Here is a 17849-nt window from a genome sequence, read left to right as displayed (position 1 = left end):
TTTCTATTATGTTGTTCTTTGTCATTGGTCATTTGTCCTTTGTTTTTGATCAATGACCAATGACTCATGACTAATCACCCAATACCCTGAATTATGCCAACTTACACAGGAATTTCCAGCGAAGCCTTCAGGCATCCACTAGATCGCCAAGCCGAGCAAGCTTTACGAAATTTACCAGGATTTGATTTAATCGCTCGTAAATTTGTGGAATTTATCTACGAACGCCCTCAGTTAGTTTATCTAATGGGTAACACCATCCAAGTCGGGCCGCGTCAATATTCCACTATTTACCAGATGTTTCGGGAATGCGTCCGAGATTTGGACATTTACCCAGAACCGACACTGTTTGTCTCGCAAAATCCCCAAGCAAATAGCTATGCGCTGGGGCAAGAGAATCCTTACATAGTCATAAATACAGGGATACTAGACTTACTAGACGAAGCCGAGATTCGGGTGGTGCTAGCCCATGAACTGGGGCATATTAAATGTGGTCATACTATTTTAATTCAAATGGCGATGTGGGCGATGAGTGCTGCTTCCGCCTTGGGAGAATTGACCTTCGGTCTCGGTAATATTGTCACACAAGGTTTGATTTATGCCTTTTTTGAGTGGCGGCGTAAAGCCGAGTTATCGTCAGATCGTGCCGCACTACTAGTGATGGATGACTTGAATCCTGTGATGACAACGATGATGAAACTTTCTGGCGGTAGTAATAAATATGCCAACGAATGTAGTTTACAAGAGTTTATCAAGCAGTCAGAAAATTATCAGGCACTGGATGAAGATGGACTAAATCAGATATATAAATTTTTGATCTACAATGGCGCTCAGGGTACGATGTTGAGCCATCCCTTCCCAGTGGAACGCTTGCATTACTTACGGGCGTGGGCAGTATCAGAAGAATACCAGCAAATTCGCCGAGGAAATTATCAGCGATCGCCTGCTTCCGGATCAGTAAATGTTGCAGCAGAATCTTCTGCAAATGAAACAGAAACTTTGCGCCGTCAAATTGAAGAATTACAACGCGAAATCGACAGAATGAAAAGGTCTGAGTAAATTCTTTTAGGGTTGTGTTAGACAAGCCTTTTTGAGGGGAGTCACTTGCTGATAAGGGAAATCCTTATCAGCAAGTGGGTTGCTGGGATCTTCCGGGGCAAAATATCACTAACCCAAGCATATTGTGGCAAAGACTATTTTTAGCCGTAGTTTACAAGTAACAATCTATTAATTGCATCAGGTTGAGTCCCGCAATTTTCTACAATAAGCGCAGGGACTTTGATTAAAGGTGTCAGTAAATAAATGCCTAAAACCGTTGCCGATGTGATGAGCCGCGATCCAATTGTCGTCCGGGGGGAAACTCCACTCAAGGAAGCTATCCAAATTCTCGCAGAACGCCACATCAGCGGATTACCTGTTGTGGATGATGTCGGTAAATTGGTGGGCATTATCTCCGAAACCGATTTGATGTGGCAAGAAACTGGTGTGACTCCACCTGCATACATTATGTTTCTTGATAGCGTTATCTATTTAAAAAATCCTGCTACATATGAACGTGACTTGCACAAGGCACTAGGGCAAACCGTTGGGGAGGTGATGAGTAAAAACCCGATCACTATTTCCCCTGATAAAACTTTAAGGGAAGCCGCTACAATCATGCACGATCGCAAGGTTCACCGCTTGCCAGTACTTGAGGGCACGGGTCAAGTAATTGGTATCCTCACTCGTGGTGATATTATTCGGGCAATGGCAGCAAGTCAAGATTAGTCAATAGTCATTAGTCATTAGTCAAGAGTTTTTTGACCCTTGAGTGTTGACTCATGCTGTTTTTTACACATTTGAAAATCAAGGATAACTAAATGAGTATTACTCCGGAGTCTGTTAAGCAATTGCTCAGTTCTGAGGATTTAGGCGATCGCTTACGTGCAGTAAATCAAATCCGGGAACTGGAACCTGCGATCGCCTTTGAATTGATTCAAACTGCTATTGGTGATCCCAATTCCCGTGTCCGTTACTCAGCAGTGAGTCAAATGGATACATTGGGAGCACAAAATTTACAGTTATCCTTGGATATCTTGCGCGATCGCTTGCTTCATGACTCCGAAGTAGATGTACAAGCAGCAGCAGCAGACTGTTTGGGTGCGCTTAAGTTACATGAAGCTTTTGAAGATTTGCAGCAGCTTTATCATACAACTGGTGAATGGCTAATACAATTCAGTATCATTGCTACATTAGGAGAGTTAGGCGATCCACGAGCCTTTGAACTACTCAAAGAGGCACTCTCATCAGAAAACGAATTAGTCCAAACTGCTGCTATTAGTTCTTTGGGTGACTTGGGAGATTTACAAGCAGTTCCCCTGTTGGCTCCCTATGCTAACAATCCAGATTGGCAAATTCGTTACAGACTTGTACAAGCCTTGGCTCGTTTGGATAGTGCAGAAGCCAAATCTATATTAGAAACTCTAGCTGATGATGAAATGGAAGCGATCGCAACTGAAGCTAAAAATTCTTTGCAGTCAGTTTAAGGCTATCTTAGGTTAAGAAAAGTCATTCTTAAATAGATTTGTCTGATGATAAAAAAATTCGACCTAGTTGGAAAAATTTTGCATTCCAGCCAAATCGAATAGATAAATTAGAGTTACTTTTAGTTTCTAAAAGTAACTTTTTTCTATTGAGGGTCTATTGAACGAAACTTTTACGTCGGCGAGACATAGCCATTACTGCACCGACTGCACCCAAGCCTAGTAATGCAGCTGGTTCAGGAACTGTACTTACTGCAAGACCTGTGAAACTTGCATTAAATGTTTTACCAGCATTGTAAATTGCTTCTGCATTAGTATCTTGAGTAGCAAAAGTGATGTATCCCTTTGCATTGGTTTTGTTACCAAATCCATCATCAAAGAATCCAAGGTAATTTATATTTATATCTGTTCCTCCGTCTTGTAAAGAGAATTCTGGGGTCTCCCAAGATGTCAAACTAAATGTATTTGCTCCATCTGCAAGAGTACCAGGGGTTGCAAATACACCTAAGTCAAGAAAAAGAGAACCAGATGTCAAAGGGTTAGTAGTAACGTTGAATATGTTAGCTGCATTGAATGCTGTAAAACTTCCACTTCGTAATGATAGTGAAGCTAAACCAGGGTCAGGGTCAAATTGTAACGATGTATTTGAAACTGTAACTGTAGTAGTAGGAAATCCAGCACCAGTGAAATTAAAACCACCATTCAGTGCGGCAGCTTGTGCAGAATCAGCAAAGCTAAACATTCCAGCAGTAGCTAAGGGAATTGCAGCAGTAACGGCTAAAGTTGCATTTAGTAATGTAGATTTAAAACCAATCATTGTTGTTTGAAGCTCCTAGTAATAACCTTAAATCAAAGCAATTGCTTTACTTTTAATCTCAGTAATTTATGGAAAATACTGTCAGTGAAAGCGAAACTTGCGTGATGTATTTCTTATCTCTATAAAATCACACATATCCAAGGACTGCAAGATTTACTTAGTTGGCTTCATCACATCTTTAATTAGTTTGTCATCTTCATAAAATTTTAATTCCTTGTATAACTAGTCTTCGTATCTTTTTCATTCTATAGGGTTGAGCAAAGGCTGGGGGTGAGGGCAAAACCTTGAAACAAAGCAGATTTTCACTTAAGTTTAACCCAATGTACAGATCACACTCCTACCTATGTAGAGGAATCAGATTTTATTTTGGTAATGATTACGTACACTTAAAGTAAGAGGTGATTAATCTTTCTTTATTACCTTAAAATGCTAAGAGCCAAAGACCTGTGGCCAAGTTGTCACAACAAAAACTACAACGGCTGCGATCGCTAACAACCCTTGAATCAAATTTCCAACCAAAGACCCGACTACAATTCCTATGCCCGCCTTAACCGCCAACCGGAATTCACGTCGGTAAAGATACTCACCAATAATTGCTCCCAAAAGTGGCCCTAGTAAAATACCTAACAGTGGGCCACCAAAAGGCAAGGTTGGCAATAATCCCAAAAAACCCACTACCAAACCAACAATTGCGCCAATTTGCCCCCACTTGCTAGCTCCAGCTTGTTTTGCTCCTACATAGCTAGCTAAAAAATCCACTCCGACACTGAGCACTAAAACTATAATTGTCACAATTAATGGAATCTTGATAGCTGCAAAAGAACTACTAACGATTCCCCAGACGATAATTGCAATTAAAATTAAGCTGCTACCAGGAATGGCAGGAACTACAGCACCGATGATACCCACAAGCATTACAGCAAGTAATAGCCAATAAATAATTTGCATAGATAGAATTGTAAATTTCTAAATTTCTGAGTCAGTTAGTCATTATTAGAGGCGCACAGCTAGTTGTGCGCCCTCATTGCATATTGTATCTGGGTGAGATACTGAAAAATGCTGAGATTTCAACCTGAACCAAATATAATTTTCTAGTTCAATCTGCTAAAATCTCTCTCTAGATCGCTCTTGGCTCGTCTTGGTAAATCTCGGTTGTGGGGACTAATTAAGTTGCTGGACAGATGCGATTTACACTGTTCAAAAAACTGAACAGCAAGTGCCTTACCTGCGGTTTGTTTATTACCCAAACCTCTAACCATAGGCGTAGTGAAAGCACAAGCCGTTCGTACTAAGTAACTGAACTTCCCAAACACTCCAAGACAAAGTTTAAAACCAATGACGAGAAAAATTTTAACTGGACTGAGTTCAGCAACCTACGAACACCCTTTTGATCGCAAAGCCTTGGCTTCTTTGCAAAATATGCCCGGTGTCTCTTTGCTACTTAAAAAAATTAACGAATACGGAATTGATCGCTTACTCAGACTGCAAAGCCTTGGTAGTGAAATCAGAATTTCATCCCGTAATTTTCCCCAACTACATGAGACATTTGTAGAAACCTGCCAAATTCTTGATGTTACTCCACTTCCTGAACTGTATCTGTTTCAAGGTACAGGTCACATTGAAACTTACATTGTTGGGGTAGAAAAACCCCTTGTCGGTATAAATTTAGATGGAATGGAGTGGCTTGACGCAGATGAGTTGCTTTACGTTTTCGGACACGAAATCGCTCGCATCAAGAGTCAGCATATGGTTTATCACCAAATGGCAATTGTTATGCCAACTTTGAAAAATTTGTTGAGCAGTACCACATTGGGTGTCGGTGGCTTGGTAGCTAGCGGAATGGAACTGGGTTTGTATAATTGGCGGATGATGGCTAGGTTTACTGCTGATCGGGCTGCAATGCTTGCTTGTCAGGATATTGACGTAGCAACCACTACACTCATGAAACTTGCAGGTTTACCAGATGAGTACTTGACTCCTGCTGTAATCGAAGATTTCCTTGTCCAAGCCCGTGAGTTTGCATCCAATAGCTTTGATACTGTTGATAAGGTCACTAAAGTATTAAGCTATACAGAACCTGGGCTTTCCTGGGTAGTTATGCGGGCTGGCGAGTTATTGAAATGGGTTGATTCAGGAGAATATGAGAATGTAATTCAACAGAAAAATTTAAAGACACCGGAAGAACCGGAAGAAAAAGAAGTAAATACACCAGAAGAGAAGGAAGGGTGGAATTTTTTGACTTCTTGGTAACTTAATAATTCGTAATTCGTAATTCGTAATTCGTAATTAAGGGACTTCCAGAAATTAAATTATCCAATTTCTGGACTTCACTACGACTATCCCTCCCCCTGCTCCCTGCTCCCTGCCTCTATAGCGATGGTATATTTTTTTATTTGGAAGTCCCTAACTAGATGGCGTTTCTTAATGTAGAGAGGTACAGCTTAACCTCACCCTAAGCTGTGCTTTATCTCCCTTACTTACTAAGGAGAGGGGCTGGGGGTGAGGTTTTGACATGTACTTCATGCATCTGGGAACCACTATAAAGTCGAGCTAAGAGTAACTGCTAATTTATCAGCAATTCCTGCAATCCAGTTTTCATCTTGTTTGGTGTAACTGCGAGGAGCATTCGCGCCCAAAATTAGGGCACCTTGGTTACCAATAGGTTGACAAATCACACCTTGAGTATTCTCTGGTAAATAATCAAATTCAAGCCTACCTGGATATATTTTTAGAGCAACTAGATAAATCGGCTTTTGTTTTTCGAGTACCTGTTTTAAGATTACTCCTAGTACAACCTCAGATTTAGTACCCAGAATCCCGCGACGCAATAAAACTTTACCTTGATAAAAAACCACCAGCGATCGCGTTACTGTATTAGTCAACAATAAATGAGATGCCCAGGCTAGTTCTGTTTTAACGGTATCTGGTAAATCTGCTGCTAGTACAAAACCTTCTTCTCCAATTAGTTCTACAGTATCAGGCGATCGCGGCTGAACTTGCTGCCAAATTAAACCCGTCAAAATTAACACTGCACTCAAAATTACACCCAGCACATCACCACGCGATTGAGACTGGGTTAATTCCGGTGTTAATAAACGGTTAATCAGCAAAAGCACAGCGCCTAGCCCACCCACGACAATGGGTAGACGCCGCAAAACTCGATTAGGATCAGGTTTAGTCATTAGTCATTAGTCATTAGTCATTGGGCATTGGGCATTGGGCATTGGACGATAATATAATAGTTCTTCTCCCCCTGCTCCCTCATCTTCCCCTGCCCCCTGCTCCCCTGCCTCATCTCCTCACTCCTCCCCTGGTTCAATAATTCGCTGGAAAAGATAACCAGTACCCCGCGCGGTGAGAATTAATTCTGGGTTGCTAGGATCATCTTCTAACTTTGCCCGCAAACGGGATATATGCACATCCACTACGCGGGTATCAACATGGCGTTCTGGTGTATAGCCCCAAACTTCCTGCAAAATTTCCGAACGAGAAAAAGCTTCTCCAGAGCGACTGACTAACAACTCTAACAAGCTGAACTCCATACCCGTCAATCGAATCCGCTCATCGCCTTTGTAGACTTGTCGCTTATTCGTATCGATTTTAATATTAGCGACATGGATTACGCCAGAACTGGGAATGCCAGTTCCACCGGTTTTGTCTACCCGCCGCAACACCGAGCGAATTCGAGCTTCTAGCTCTTTGGGGGAAAATGGTTTAACTACGTAGTCATCAGCACCCAATTCTAGCCCGGTGATGCGATCGGCTACATCCCCCAAGGCTGTTAGCATAATAATGGGGACATCTGATTCTTTTCGTAGTTCTTGACATACACCATAGCCGTCTAGCTTTGGCATCATTACATCCAAAACTACCAGATCAGGATCAGTTTTGCGAAAAGTTTCTAAAGCTTCTTCCCCATCGCCAGCCGTCACAACATCGTAGCCAATCATGGAAAGGCGCGTTTCCAAAATCCGGCGAATGCTGGCCTCGTCGTCTACCACCAAGATTTTTTCTTTATGGCTTTCCAAGTTTCTCTATGCTCCTTCACTAAAAATTTACATGATTAATTTTTAATACCATAATATTAAGATATCATTCCATCAATTGATTTGGAAAAAGCTCCAAATACTACTATTATTGGTTTTTAGTTTTTTTCAAGAATTAAGTAAATATTAAGATTATTTAATAAGATTTAAGAATGGCAAAGCCAAAAACCTTTTACGTTTGTAACGAATGTGGAGCAGAATCGCCCCAGTGGTTTGGTAAATGTCCAGCTTGCGGCACTTACAATTCTCTAGAAGAACAAATTTCTATTCAGTCCTCAGTAGATGTACCCAGCCGGGGAGGAGTGAGTAGTTGGCAATCAACTCAAACCAATGGCAAATCTCATGCTAAACCAGCTAAAGCACGAGCCTCTTTAACATTTGACCAAATTACTGATCGTCAAATTGCCCGCTGGGAGTCTGGTTATGAAGAATTGGATCGAGTGCTTGGGGGCGGAGTTGTCCCTGGCTCTATGGTGCTGATTGGTGGTGATCCGGGTATCGGTAAATCGACTTTATTATTGCAAGTATCAAATCAATTGGCACAGAAATATCGCATCCTTTACGTAACTGGTGAAGAATCAGGACAACAAGTAAAATTACGAGCTTCCCGTTTGGGAGTATCAAAAACCCTAAGTGTGGTGAATGAGGAGAAGGTAACAGTAGTAGTAGATACTACACTTCCTATAGACCCTGACAGTATAGGCGCAGATTTATATGTACTGCCAGAAACAGATTTAGAAGAAATTTTACGGGAAATAGACTCTCTTAAGCCGAACGTGGCGGTGATTGATAGTATCCAAACGGTGTTTTTTCCGGCGCTGACTTCTGCGCCAGGTTCGGTGGCTCAGGTACGGGAATGTACGGCAGCATTGATGAAGGTGGCGAAGCACGAAGATGTCACTATGCTGATTGTGGGACACGTCACCAAAGAAGGAGCGATCGCTGGGCCAAAAGTCTTAGAACATTTAGTAGATACGGTGTTGTATTTTGAAGGCGATCGCTTTGCCTCCCATAGGTTATTACGCACAGTAAAAAATCGCTTCGGCGCGACTCATGAAATCGGCATCTTTGAAATGGTGGCAGATGGATTGCGAGAAGTCTCCAACCCCTCAGAGCTATTTTTAGGCAACCGTGACGATCCCGCTCCTGGTACTGCCATTGTCGTTGCTTGCGAAGGGACTCGCCCGATAGTTGTGGAATTACAAGCTTTGGTGAGTCCCACCAGTTATCCCTCGCCTCGTCGGGCTGCTACTGGTATAGATTACAACCGTTTGGTGCAAATTCTCGCCGTCTTAGAAAAACGGGTGGGAATTCCCATGTCCAAGTTAGATTCTTACGTTGCTTCAGCGGGTGGGTTAAATGTGGAAGAACCAGCGGTAGATTTAGGAATTGCGATCGCGATCGTTGCCAGTTTCCGCGATCGCATAGTTGATCCCGGTACAGTATTAATCGGTGAAGTTGGGTTAGGCGGACAAGTGCGATCGGTTTCCCAAATGGAACTACGGTTGAAAGAAGCTGCTAAGTTGGGATTTAAACGAGCGATCGTGCCAAAAGGGACAAAATTTCCCGACTTGAATATTGAGATATTACCAGTATCTAAAGTAATAGATGCGATTATCGCCGCCATCCCCCATCAGGAACTAACAGCAGACGATTTAGAACCTGATGAAGATGAGTAAACAATAGCCTCCTTTTTTAAGGGTGTTGGGAGGATCTAAATAGCAGCACAATTGCGGTGCGGGCGGCGGGGATTGAGCCAGAAGTGTGATGAAATGTTTTAGGAAAAATTGAAAGCCACTGATCCCCGGCTTGTTTGACAAGTCCGGGATCTTAATTTCTCACAAATGATTAAGTAGGGCTGAATACCAGTTGTTAGGTAAGACGAGGGTTTAACAACTGCGATCGCCATAGGTTTATTACGATTGAATATACTGCTTATTGTCGGCTGCATCAGAATTGCCTAAAATCTACCTTGCCAAAGGCCGATATCTATGGCGTGCCAAAATAAATACCAGTAAAACTATGGTCTTGATAAATGGCGTGGAATCCAGGGCAGGAATTGTTTGGCGATCGCTACATTATCGAAAGAGAATTGGGTAGGGGCGGAATTGGCATTACCTACCTCGCTAGACCTTCATCCTTAATCGGCAGTATCAGAATAGAAAAGCTGGATAAATTTCACCTGTTCAAAACAAGTAGAAACAATTCAAGTCAGTGACGAAATGAATTTAGATATTGCTCCTGATTGCACAATTTATGGAATTGAATTGCTCAATGCTAACCACCAATTAGGTGCTGATGAACAGGGTAATTTAATCGTAGTCAATAAAGCATTAGGAGAATCTGCGGAAATTAAGTTGTTACTATAGTGTTGATAAATCAAAATAGTAAGTAGAAATTACAAACAATCAGATGTCAAAAAAATGCTAGAAATTACTAAAAATTACGTCATGGATGAAAATCAGCGTCCTATCGCTGTACAAATTTCCATCGCTGACTTTGGAAAAATTGAAGAAATATTGGAAAACTACGGCTTGGTACAGCTAATGGAAGAGTCGGAGGATGATGCTATCTACGACACGATTTAAGTAACACAAAAATATCAGTTATGACTTCTTCTCCTCACTATATTCCCCAATCTGACCCGCCACTTCCTCCTTGGGAAAACCTACCAACGATGTATGATTTACCAAGTGAAAACCCAGAGGAACCAGGTTTGCCAGACGATTTTCACTTTTTACAACCCTTACTTTTATACTTAACTTTTCAGCCCATTAACTGGAATCCAAAATTAGTTTATAGTGCTGCTGACCTTAATCTCTACTATGATCTCCAGCATCCTTTGTGGTATAAACGCCCAGATTGGTTTGGTGTAGTAGGTGTAGGAAAATTATATAAAGGGCAAGACTTACGGTTAAGTTATGTAACTTGGCAAGAACCAGCAAATCCCTTCGTGGTTGTTGAGTTATTATCTCCAGGTACGGAAGACGAAGATTTAGGCACAAGAAGAGAAAGTGCAGTAGATAAACCTCCTAGCAAATGGGAAGTTTATGAGCGAATTTTGCGGATTCCCTACTATGTTGTATTTAGTCGCTATACTAATGAACTTCGGGCTTTTCAATTAGTTGGCGGTCACTATGAACCGATGAATTTGACTGATGGATACCTACTAATGCCAGAGATAAATTTAAGTTTAGGCTTATGGCAAGGTTCATTTCGAGATATTGAAAGGTTGTGGTTAAGGTGGTTCACTTTGGCGGGAGAATTAATTCCCGCACCCACAGAGGAAGCTGCTGCTGCAACTGAACGAGCTATGATTGCTGAACAAGAAGCTGCTCAAGCCAAACGAAAAGCAGAACAATTAGCAGAACGTCTGCGTCAGTTAGGCGTGAATCCTGATGAACTAGATGAATTATTGTAGCTTCAGGCGTGTTGTCTTATACGTAGTATAATTTTCGCTTTTGAAGAATCACCTGTACAGAAAACTTTCATAGCTGATGACGAAGCAGCTATCTCTTAACGATATTGGCTCTCAGAAAGGTTAATTTTTGAGAGCGATCGCATATTCGGCACTGGAAATACATATAATAATTTCTTTGGCAAGTCTATAGCAACCTCAGTTTTTGTGAAAAACTATGAAATCACGCTATATCCTTACTGTTCCAAAGCTCAGTGCCAATTGAGTTACTAGGGGTAAGATGTGGTTCATCTGCGAATCCAAAAAGCGATGTCCAAAGCAGTCGCAGATATTACCGCAGACACTGGTCATGTTCCGGCTGCTAAAATACCTAAATATAAGTAGTCTTAGAGAACTACTCAGTTGAAAATTGTCTATTTGGTCACACAAGACCGTCAAAAGATTGTAGAAAAGTGTATTTCCTTGTGTTGATAGTGGTGTTAATCTCAATTTTAGGGATGTTATAAGCCTTTATCTGCTAGAGTTTCTGACTTTCAGCAAACTAAATAATCTATCAACAATAAAATCGCTAGGAGTGCGATGAGATGTCACAGTCCCCTATGACAAGACCAGAAATAGCTGCTGGAACTCTAATTGATAACCGCTATATTATCCAAAAACTTCTGGGACAAGGAGGATTGGGGCGAACTTACTTGGCGTTTGATACTCGCCGCTTTAATGAAGCTTGTGTTCTCAAGGAGTTTGCACCCATTAGCACAGGGGAGAGTGGACTGGAACAATATCGCAACTTATTTAAAAGAGAGGCAAAAATTCTTCATCAATTGCAACATCCTCAAATTCCTAAGTTTTTGGCTTGCTTTGAAGGAGATGGTCGGCTATTTCTAGTACAAGAGTATGTTGACGGTAAAACATATTCGAGGCTGCTGGGAGAACTTCAACGTCAAGGAAGGAATTTTTCTGAAGAGGAAGTTATACAGTGGCTAAAGAATCTGCTTCCTGTTTTGGAATATGTCCATCAGCACAACATCATCCATCGAGATATTTCTCCTGACAACATCATGTTACCTGATGGTAAGGATCTGCCAGTGCTGATTGATTTCGGTGTAGGCAAGCAAATTGCTGACATGAATGAAGGGAGAAGTTCCAACCACCAGGTGACCTTTGTTGGCAAAATGTCTCTTGTCGGCAAAGTGGGATATGCTCCCCGCGAACAGATTAGCTTGGGTTTATGTTCCCCCTCTAGTGACCTGTATGCTCTGGGAGTAACAGCTATTGTACTACTCACAGGTAGAGATCCATCCTTACTAATGGATCAGTACTCCTTAGAATGGAACTGGCGTTATTATACTTACGTCACTGATAATTTTGCTCAAGTACTTGATTGTATGTTGGCAGACAGGCCTAACAAGCGATACCAAACAGCTAGGGCAGTTCTCATGGATTTAGAGCGGATTGGAGAACCACAAGTGGTAATGTCTCCTGCAATCATGGTTGATGATTTGCCTCCCACGGTATTTAATCCTGAATTTCAGGCTATGTCGGCAATATCGCAGTCATACAACCAACCTGGAGAAACAATTTTTAGTTCACCTAGTTCACCTGTTAGTCCACAAACTGGGCGAATTGAACAACAAGAACCTTCACTCCAACCAGCATTTATCAAACATTGTCAGCAAGAGTTAGCCTACCACATTGGCCCAATGGCAAATCTGATTATAGAAGAAATATTAGGTCAAAATCCTTATATTTCACCTGAACAATTTGTTGAACTCATAGCCAGAGAAATTCCTGATTTTCAAGCAGCTTTTGAATTCAAAAAAACCTTATTCTCATAGAGATTTAGATCATCGTTAATTTAGAGATTCTTTTGAATTGTTTAACTAATCTGAGAGTTTAAGTGAAAAGCAACTAAGCGCAGCCAGTTTTATGGTGGGGTCTAAATTTTCGTTACAAAACTGAATTACGAATTACGAATTACGAATTACGAATCATTTTACTCCCCTGTACCTCCCTGAGTGCGTTTGATTCTTTTCATTGCCATTTCTAAACTTAATTGCATCCGTTTAAAGGCTTTAGCTAAATTACCGATTTCATCATTAGACATCTGCTCAAATTCAACTTCCATATGTCCGGTACTAACTTCTTCGGCTATGCGAGTCATGCGTTTGAGAGGCATAACAACTTGTCTATTCAAGAAAAAGTTGACTAGCAAGATAGTCGCTATAAAAATAGTTGATACAATTAAGATAATTAGTAAGGAAGACTGATTAGCTTTGTTGATAACATTATTCGCAGGTACTGATATAATTTGAGCGCCGACAATTTCATTCAACTTCCACCCAAATCCATTAGCTGTACCATAAAGACTAATCATACTTGGAGGTGCAGCTTCAGGTACACTATGACACTTCAGACAGCTTGCTTCAGAAATTGGGAGTGGACGAGCAATATAAAAGATATCCCCACCAGGAATTGAGCGAAATCCACTCACTTCTTTAAGGTCTGGTTTATTTCTGAATCTTTCTACAATTTCAGTCTCAAAACCGTCAGCCTTATCCCGAAGATTTGTGGGATTGAGAGTTGCTTCTTTATAAAAGAAATCACGGTAATCTGTTGTTTTCCGTAAAATCTCAAAGACCTCCCTTGCTGAGTATGCCGGCACACTTTGCGGCAAAAATTCAGTTTCCAATTTATCAGCTAGCTCTGGATTCACTTGAGTACTGGTGTATTTACGAACAGAACTCATGGTTTCCATGAGCATAAGACCTGTTGAGCTAATATCTTGTTTAGCATTCTCTCTGAGCAGAGAAGAAAGAGCAAACCCACTCAAGCTCAGACCGAATGTCAGAATTACCAATAGCAAAATTGTAAACTTTTGTTTCAAATTCAGATTCTTTAGCATAATTTTAGATTACCTACAAGTCAAATTATTATGAATAAATATGGCAAAAGTCACCGTTTACTCTACCATGAGCAATCAACTCTCATTTGGTATAAAGGCATAGTTTAGCTAAAACTATTAGGGTATACCTAACCTTATATTAGTAATTATTGAGGTTAATAAACATGTTCTCTAAGTAACTAAGTTCCAAAAAGCTACAACAGCAAAACAAAATTGAATTTCCAAAAATTCGTAGTGGCTGTTCTGATCCCGTGCCAAAATAAATACCAGCAATTGTCAAATATTACTAATGGTGTGGAATGCAGGAAAGTCTTTATTCGGTGGACGCTACATTATTGAAAGCCAACTAGGCGAAGGCGGAATTGGCATTACTTATCTTGCTAGAAATCAACGGAATCAACTGCGAGTGATAAAAACCCTCAAAGAAGAAATCCTGAATCACCCCGCCTGGATACTCCACCGAAACAAGTTACGGCAAGACTTCCGTGATGAAGCAGTTCGGCTTGCTGTGTGTCACCATCCTCATATAGTACAGATAGAAACTATCTTCGATGAGGGAAATTTGCCTTGCATGGTAATGGAGTACATCGAAGGCGAAGACTTAGGACAGCACCTGAGACGCATGGGGGTGCTATCAGAAGCAGAAGCTTTGCTGTACATTAGGCAAATTGGCGATGCTTTGACGCTAATTCACTCTAAAGGCTTGCTGCATCGGGATCTCAAACCACGCAACATTATGATCCGCATTGATAAATCAGAAGCAGTGCTGATAGACTTTGGCATCGCTAGAGAATTTATTCCCAATATGATCCAAAGGCATACAGTGTATCGTACTCCTGGTTTTGCCCCACCTGAACAGTATGAATCAGAAGCGCCACGAGGAGAGTACATTGATATCTACGCCTTAGCTGCTACATTGTATAATTTGCTTACCGCAGTTATACCGACAAGTGCTGATGATAGACGTCACAATGTTAATTTAGAACCACCACAATATTTTAATCCTAAGATCAGCGATAGGGTAAATCAGGCTATTATGTGCGGCATGGATTTGGAGTCAACCTATCGTCCCCAATCTGTGCAGGAGTGGTTGGATTTATTGGGCCCTGATACTGGCGAGAACATAGCACCAATATCATCCACTTTGGTAATAACGCCTAGACTTAAACCACCTCCACCTGTTGTAGTTGTATTAGATCAGCAGAACTGGCAATGCGTACAGACCCTCAGAGGTCATTCTAGTATGGTTCATGCGATCGCCATTAGCTCAGACGGACAATTGATTGCTAGTGGCAGTAATGACCATACTATTAAACTTTGGCAACTGGGTACTGGCAAGCTAGTGCGTCAACTGGGACGTTGGTCTTCTGGTCATTCCAGTATGGTTCATTCTGTAGCTTTTAGCCCAATCTCCTCAAAGCTTTCTTATCAAGGTGAGTCAGGCAAATCTGCGAGAACCGCAGACCTGAATTGGGGAATTTTGGCTAGCGGTAGTTGGGATAACACCATCAAATTGTGGGATGTAAACACAGGCAAAGAAATTCGTACTCTCATTGCTCATGCTAACTGGGTGAATTCCGTTGCTTTTAGTCCAGATAGCAAGTTTCTGGCTAGTGGTAGTGCTGACTGCACAATCAAACTGTGGCAAGTACACACAGGTATAGAAATCCAAAGTTTCATAGGTCATTCTGACTCAGTTTCGTCAGTCGCCTACTCTCCGAGAACACCTGCAACGAATAGCAAAGATAGACAGCTTGTAGCTAGTGGCAGTAATGATTACACCATCAAACTATGGCAAGTCTACACAGGTAGAAACATCTCCACATTATTGGGTCATTCCTTCTTCGTTAACTGTATTGCATTCAGCCAGGATGGGGAAATTATCGCCAGTGGTAGTGGTGACAACACCATTAAACTGTGGCATGTAAACACAGGCAGAGAAATTCGTACTCTCATAGGTCATTCTGATTCAGTTTGGTCAGTTGCCTTTAGCAAAGATGGGCAATTTCTCGCTAGTGGTAGTTGGGACAACACTATCAAACTGTGGCATTTACACAGTGGGAGAGAAATCAGCACACTTACAGGGCATTCCAACTATGTTAGATGCGTCGCCTTCAGTCCCGATGGACAAACCCTAGTTAGCGGTGGTGATGACGATACTATAAAGATTTGGCGACGGGGATCATAAATAATTCGTAATTCGTAATTCGTAATTCATAATATTTTTGCTTAGTGTGGTTCTGTAGTTTTAAACCTACAGATAGAACTGCGATCGCCCAAAAATTGTAACAATAATGACGACAACCGTTATTTTTGAGCAATAGATTATATGGGCTTTGGTATTGGTGATTTATTCTGGATTTTTCTCCTTCTGACTTCTTTGCAACCCCTTTGGCAAAAACGTCAAATAGAATATCGGCGCTTGCGTGCTTTACAACAATTCCAGCAGGAACGCAAAAGTCGGGTGATTTTACTGATTCACCGCCAAGAGTCTATTAGCTTATTGGGAATTCCCTTATCTCGCTACATTACTATCGAAGACTCAGAACAGATACTGCGAGCAATTCGCCTCACACCCCCAGATGTGGCGATTGACTTAATTTTGCACACTCCTGGTGGTTTGGTTTTAGCGACAGAACAAATCGCCAGAGCATTAATTCGCCACCAAGCAAAAGTCACAGTCTTTGTACCCCACTATGCTATGAGTGGCGGTACCATGCTTGCCCTCGCCTCTGATGAAATTATTATGGATGCTAATGCTGTCTTAGGGCCAGTTGATCCCCAATTGGGTAACTACCCAGCAGCAAGTATCCTAAAAGTAGTCGAAGATAAACCCATCAGTGAGATTGATGACCAAACTCTCATTATGGCCGATCTCTCACGCAAAGCAATACAGCAGGTACAGAGATTTGTACGGACTCTGCTTAAAGACAGTATACCCAAACAAAAAGTTTTGCCAGAAAATATCGAATCGATTATCGAAGCCTTGACAACCGGGCGCGTAACCCACGACTATCCCATCACTATTGAAGAAGCAACAGAAATGGGGCTGCCCGTAACCGTCGGACTGCCCCATTCTATTTATGATCTCATGGATTTGTACCCACAGCCACAAGGAGGGCGACCCACCGTTCAGTACATTCCTATGCCTTACAATGACCGCCGTCCAATTCTACCTACACCCAAGGGCAGACCCTTAGAAGAGCCAAATCAGATGACTTGAGGGACTTTGAAGTAGGAGTTTTTGGTAGCTGCTAGGGTGTAGCTGTCGGCGTAGCTGTTGGTGTAGCTGTTGGCGTAGCTGTCGGCGTAGCTGTTGGTGTAGCTGTTGGTGTAGCTGTCGGCGTAGCTGTCGGTGTAGCCGTTGGTTTAGCTGTCGGAGTAGCTGTTGGTTTAGCTGTCGGCGTAGCTGTCGGTGTAGCCGTTGGTTTAGCTGTCGGAGTAGCTGTCGGTTTAGCTGTCGGTTTAGCTGTTGGCGTAGCTGTCGGTTTAGCTGTCGGCTGACTGAAGACTGTCTTTGCTTCTTCATTCAGCTTTTGGCGGAGTGCTAAATCAGCAATTCCAGTTTCTGACAACTGATATTTCTTCTGATACTCCTTCACCACTGCTTCCGTGCGGGAATCATAAAAATGATCGCGCGCGAGGAGAGGATTTGGCTTTACCACTGCGTTCAAATTTGCTTCCAAAATCCGAACGATGTTAGCAGCAAAATCCTGGGTTTTTGGCCCTGCTATCCCATCAACTGATTTTAGCTTATAACCTGTCTGAAATTCACGAATTGCTTTTCTAGTTTCCTCATCCGTCAAAGGGCTATTTGTTACCTTGACGTTATAGCCTAATCCTCGCAACACAGAACGGAATTGCTCGGGTGTATAGCTACCTTGAGGAGCTGCGAAGCCTGTGTCTGCAATTACCACGCTAGCAGTTATCAGGCAAGTGACAGCAAAGGTCGCGCTTGATTTTCCAAACCCACACCACATATTTAAAACTCCTTTGGGTTAAATCAGCAGGATTATAAATGTTAACAGCTGCATTTTAAGTTTGTTTAATAACTTTTTTCGCTGTTATTTAATGATTTTTGAATAATTTGTGATTTATTTTTGTCATATCTAAGTCAATTTACAAAAAATAGTTTGTGTCATCCATC

General features: G+C 41.7%; 18 protein-coding genes and 1 pseudogene. 12 read left to right on the top strand and 7 right to left on the bottom strand.

What is annotated here, in order from left to right; translation table 11 throughout:
- The first annotated feature begins 93 nt into the window (after positions 1-93).
- The 3 genes from F8R90_RS21460 (at position 94) to nblB (ending at position 2522) form a co-directional block, all read left to right on the top strand.
- The gene (locus F8R90_RS21460; protein ID WP_196512365.1) at positions 94-1056 is read left to right on the top strand and encodes a M48 family metallopeptidase; all 963 of its coding nucleotides are present in this window, start codon (positions 94-96) and stop codon (positions 1054-1056) included.
- 243 nt (positions 1057-1299) lie between these two features.
- Positions 1300-1764 (top strand): CBS domain-containing protein, encoded by a 465-nt coding sequence (locus F8R90_RS21455; protein ID WP_196512364.1) that lies wholly within the window; start codon positions 1300-1302, stop codon positions 1762-1764.
- 92 nt (positions 1765-1856) lie between these two features.
- Positions 1857-2522: a phycobilisome degradation protein NblB gene (gene nblB, locus F8R90_RS21450; RefSeq protein ID WP_196512363.1), complete on the top strand. Its 666-nt coding sequence runs from the start codon at positions 1857-1859 to the stop codon at positions 2520-2522.
- A gap of 154 nt (positions 2523-2676) precedes the next feature.
- Here nblB and F8R90_RS21445 read toward each other — a convergent pair whose 3' ends face one another.
- The 3 genes from F8R90_RS21445 to F8R90_RS21435 form a co-directional block, all read right to left on the bottom strand.
- The gene (locus F8R90_RS21445) at positions 2677-3336 is read right to left on the bottom strand and encodes a PEP-CTERM sorting domain-containing protein (protein WP_196512362.1); all 660 of its coding nucleotides are present in this window, start codon (positions 3334-3336) and stop codon (positions 2677-2679) included.
- 429 nt (positions 3337-3765) lie between these two features.
- Positions 3766-4284: a DUF456 domain-containing protein gene (locus F8R90_RS21440; RefSeq protein ID WP_196512361.1), complete on the bottom strand. Its 519-nt coding sequence runs from the start codon at positions 4282-4284 to the stop codon at positions 3766-3768.
- A 143-nt stretch (positions 4285-4427) separates the two neighbouring features.
- Positions 4428-4595, bottom strand: coding sequence for a hypothetical protein (locus F8R90_RS21435; RefSeq protein WP_196512360.1), 168 nt, complete (start codon positions 4593-4595; stop codon positions 4428-4430).
- A gap of 76 nt (positions 4596-4671) precedes the next feature.
- Here F8R90_RS21435 and F8R90_RS21430 point away from each other — a divergent pair, with 76 nt between their 5' ends.
- On the top strand, positions 4672-5586 hold the full coding sequence (locus F8R90_RS21430; RefSeq protein ID WP_196512359.1) for a M48 family metallopeptidase: 915 nt from the start codon (positions 4672-4674) through the stop codon (positions 5584-5586).
- Positions 5587-5873: 287 nt separating this feature from the next.
- On the opposite strand, the gene F8R90_RS21425 is transcribed toward F8R90_RS21430, so the two are convergent.
- Positions 5874-6518 (bottom strand): cofactor assembly of complex C subunit B, encoded by a 645-nt coding sequence (locus tag F8R90_RS21425; protein WP_196512358.1) that lies wholly within the window; start codon positions 6516-6518, stop codon positions 5874-5876.
- A gap of 117 nt (positions 6519-6635) precedes the next feature.
- Positions 6636-7364: a response regulator transcription factor RpaB gene (gene rpaB / locus F8R90_RS21420; protein WP_190894793.1), complete on the bottom strand. Its 729-nt coding sequence runs from the start codon at positions 7362-7364 to the stop codon at positions 6636-6638.
- A 170-nt stretch (positions 7365-7534) separates the two neighbouring features.
- Here rpaB and radA point away from each other — a divergent pair, with 170 nt between their 5' ends.
- The 6 genes and pseudogenes from radA (at position 7535) to F8R90_RS21390 (ending at position 12635) form a co-directional block, all read left to right on the top strand.
- Entirely contained in the window at positions 7535-9061 is a 1527-nt protein-coding gene (gene radA, locus F8R90_RS21415; protein ID WP_196512357.1) for a DNA repair protein RadA, read from the top strand.
- Positions 9062-9417: 356 nt separating this feature from the next.
- Positions 9418-9513, top strand: a pseudogene (locus F8R90_RS33900) (serine/threonine protein kinase); the annotation flags it as partial.
- Positions 9514-9604: 91 nt separating this feature from the next.
- On the top strand, positions 9605-9751 hold the full coding sequence (locus F8R90_RS21405) for a hypothetical protein (RefSeq protein ID WP_230966586.1): 147 nt from the start codon (positions 9605-9607) through the stop codon (positions 9749-9751).
- Positions 9752-9805: 54 nt separating this feature from the next.
- Positions 9806-9970, top strand: coding sequence for a hypothetical protein (locus tag F8R90_RS21400; RefSeq protein ID WP_196512356.1), 165 nt, complete (start codon positions 9806-9808; stop codon positions 9968-9970).
- A 20-nt stretch (positions 9971-9990) separates the two neighbouring features.
- Entirely contained in the window at positions 9991-10803 is an 813-nt protein-coding gene (locus tag F8R90_RS21395) for a Uma2 family endonuclease (RefSeq protein ID WP_196512355.1), read from the top strand.
- Positions 10804-11384: 581 nt separating this feature from the next.
- Positions 11385-12635 carry a serine/threonine-protein kinase gene (locus F8R90_RS21390; protein WP_196512354.1) on the top strand — a complete coding sequence of 417 codons (1251 nt, stop codon included), beginning with the start codon at positions 11385-11387 and terminating at the stop codon, positions 12633-12635.
- Between the two features lie 158 nt (positions 12636-12793).
- Here the strand turns inward: F8R90_RS21390 and F8R90_RS21385 are convergent, their stop codons facing one another.
- On the bottom strand, positions 12794-13702 hold the full coding sequence (locus F8R90_RS21385; RefSeq protein WP_190894790.1) for a c-type heme family protein: 909 nt from the start codon (positions 13700-13702) through the stop codon (positions 12794-12796).
- 289 nt (positions 13703-13991) lie between these two features.
- Here F8R90_RS21385 and F8R90_RS21380 point away from each other — a divergent pair, with 289 nt between their 5' ends.
- Together F8R90_RS21380 and F8R90_RS21375 are read left to right on the top strand one after the other, a co-directional pair.
- Entirely contained in the window at positions 13992-15890 is a 1899-nt protein-coding gene (locus tag F8R90_RS21380; protein ID WP_196512353.1) for a serine/threonine-protein kinase, read from the top strand.
- A gap of 141 nt (positions 15891-16031) precedes the next feature.
- Complete coding sequence (locus F8R90_RS21375) at positions 16032-16925, top strand: SDH family Clp fold serine proteinase (protein WP_196512352.1); 894 nt, start codon at positions 16032-16034, stop codon at positions 16923-16925.
- Between the two features lie 31 nt (positions 16926-16956).
- Here F8R90_RS21375 and F8R90_RS21370 read toward each other — a convergent pair whose 3' ends face one another.
- On the bottom strand, positions 16957-17682 hold the full coding sequence (locus tag F8R90_RS21370; RefSeq protein WP_196512351.1) for a peptidoglycan-binding domain-containing protein: 726 nt from the start codon (positions 17680-17682) through the stop codon (positions 16957-16959).
- Between the last annotated feature and the right edge of the window lie 167 nt (positions 17683-17849).

This window comes from Nostoc sp. NZL, from assembly GCF_015714705.1.
GTDB classification, from domain to species: domain Bacteria; phylum Cyanobacteriota; class Cyanobacteriia; order Cyanobacteriales; family Nostocaceae; genus Nostoc; species Nostoc foliaceum_A.
The sequence above is the reverse complement of the archived record's forward strand: the minus strand, read 5'-3'. Positions and strand labels throughout refer to the sequence as shown.

Excerpts from the sequence above, each read along its gene's own strand:
- F8R90_RS21375 (WP_196512352.1), top strand. The coding sequence starts at position 16,032 with ATGGGCTTTGGTATTGGTGATTTATTCTGGATTTTTCTCCTTCTGACT.
- F8R90_RS21455 (WP_196512364.1), top strand. The coding sequence starts at position 1,300 with ATGCCTAAAACCGTTGCCGATGTGATGAGCCGCGATCCAATTGTCGTC.
- F8R90_RS21435 (WP_196512360.1), bottom strand. The coding sequence starts at position 4,595 with ATGGTTAGAGGTTTGGGTAATAAACAAACCGCAGGTAAGGCACTTGCT.
- F8R90_RS21395 (WP_196512355.1), top strand. The coding sequence starts at position 9,991 with ATGACTTCTTCTCCTCACTATATTCCCCAATCTGACCCGCCACTTCCT.
- nblB (WP_196512363.1), top strand. The coding sequence starts at position 1,857 with ATGAGTATTACTCCGGAGTCTGTTAAGCAATTGCTCAGTTCTGAGGAT.
- F8R90_RS21445 (WP_196512362.1), bottom strand. The coding sequence starts at position 3,336 with ATGATTGGTTTTAAATCTACATTACTAAATGCAACTTTAGCCGTTACT.
- F8R90_RS21370 (WP_196512351.1), bottom strand. The coding sequence starts at position 17,682 with ATGTGGTGTGGGTTTGGAAAATCAAGCGCGACCTTTGCTGTCACTTGC.
- F8R90_RS21400 (WP_196512356.1), top strand. The coding sequence starts at position 9,806 with ATGCTAGAAATTACTAAAAATTACGTCATGGATGAAAATCAGCGTCCT.
- F8R90_RS21385 (WP_190894790.1), bottom strand. The coding sequence starts at position 13,702 with ATGCTAAAGAATCTGAATTTGAAACAAAAGTTTACAATTTTGCTATTG.
- F8R90_RS21430 (WP_196512359.1), top strand. The coding sequence starts at position 4,672 with ATGACGAGAAAAATTTTAACTGGACTGAGTTCAGCAACCTACGAACAC.
- radA (WP_196512357.1), top strand. The coding sequence starts at position 7,535 with ATGGCAAAGCCAAAAACCTTTTACGTTTGTAACGAATGTGGAGCAGAA.
- F8R90_RS21390 (WP_196512354.1), top strand. The coding sequence starts at position 11,385 with ATGTCACAGTCCCCTATGACAAGACCAGAAATAGCTGCTGGAACTCTA.
- F8R90_RS21425 (WP_196512358.1), bottom strand. The coding sequence starts at position 6,518 with ATGACTAAACCTGATCCTAATCGAGTTTTGCGGCGTCTACCCATTGTC.
- F8R90_RS21440 (WP_196512361.1), bottom strand. The coding sequence starts at position 4,284 with ATGCAAATTATTTATTGGCTATTACTTGCTGTAATGCTTGTGGGTATC.
- F8R90_RS21405 (WP_230966586.1), top strand. The coding sequence starts at position 9,605 with ATGAATTTAGATATTGCTCCTGATTGCACAATTTATGGAATTGAATTG.
- F8R90_RS21460 (WP_196512365.1), top strand. The coding sequence starts at position 94 with ATGCCAACTTACACAGGAATTTCCAGCGAAGCCTTCAGGCATCCACTA.
- F8R90_RS21380 (WP_196512353.1), top strand. The coding sequence starts at position 13,992 with ATGGTGTGGAATGCAGGAAAGTCTTTATTCGGTGGACGCTACATTATT.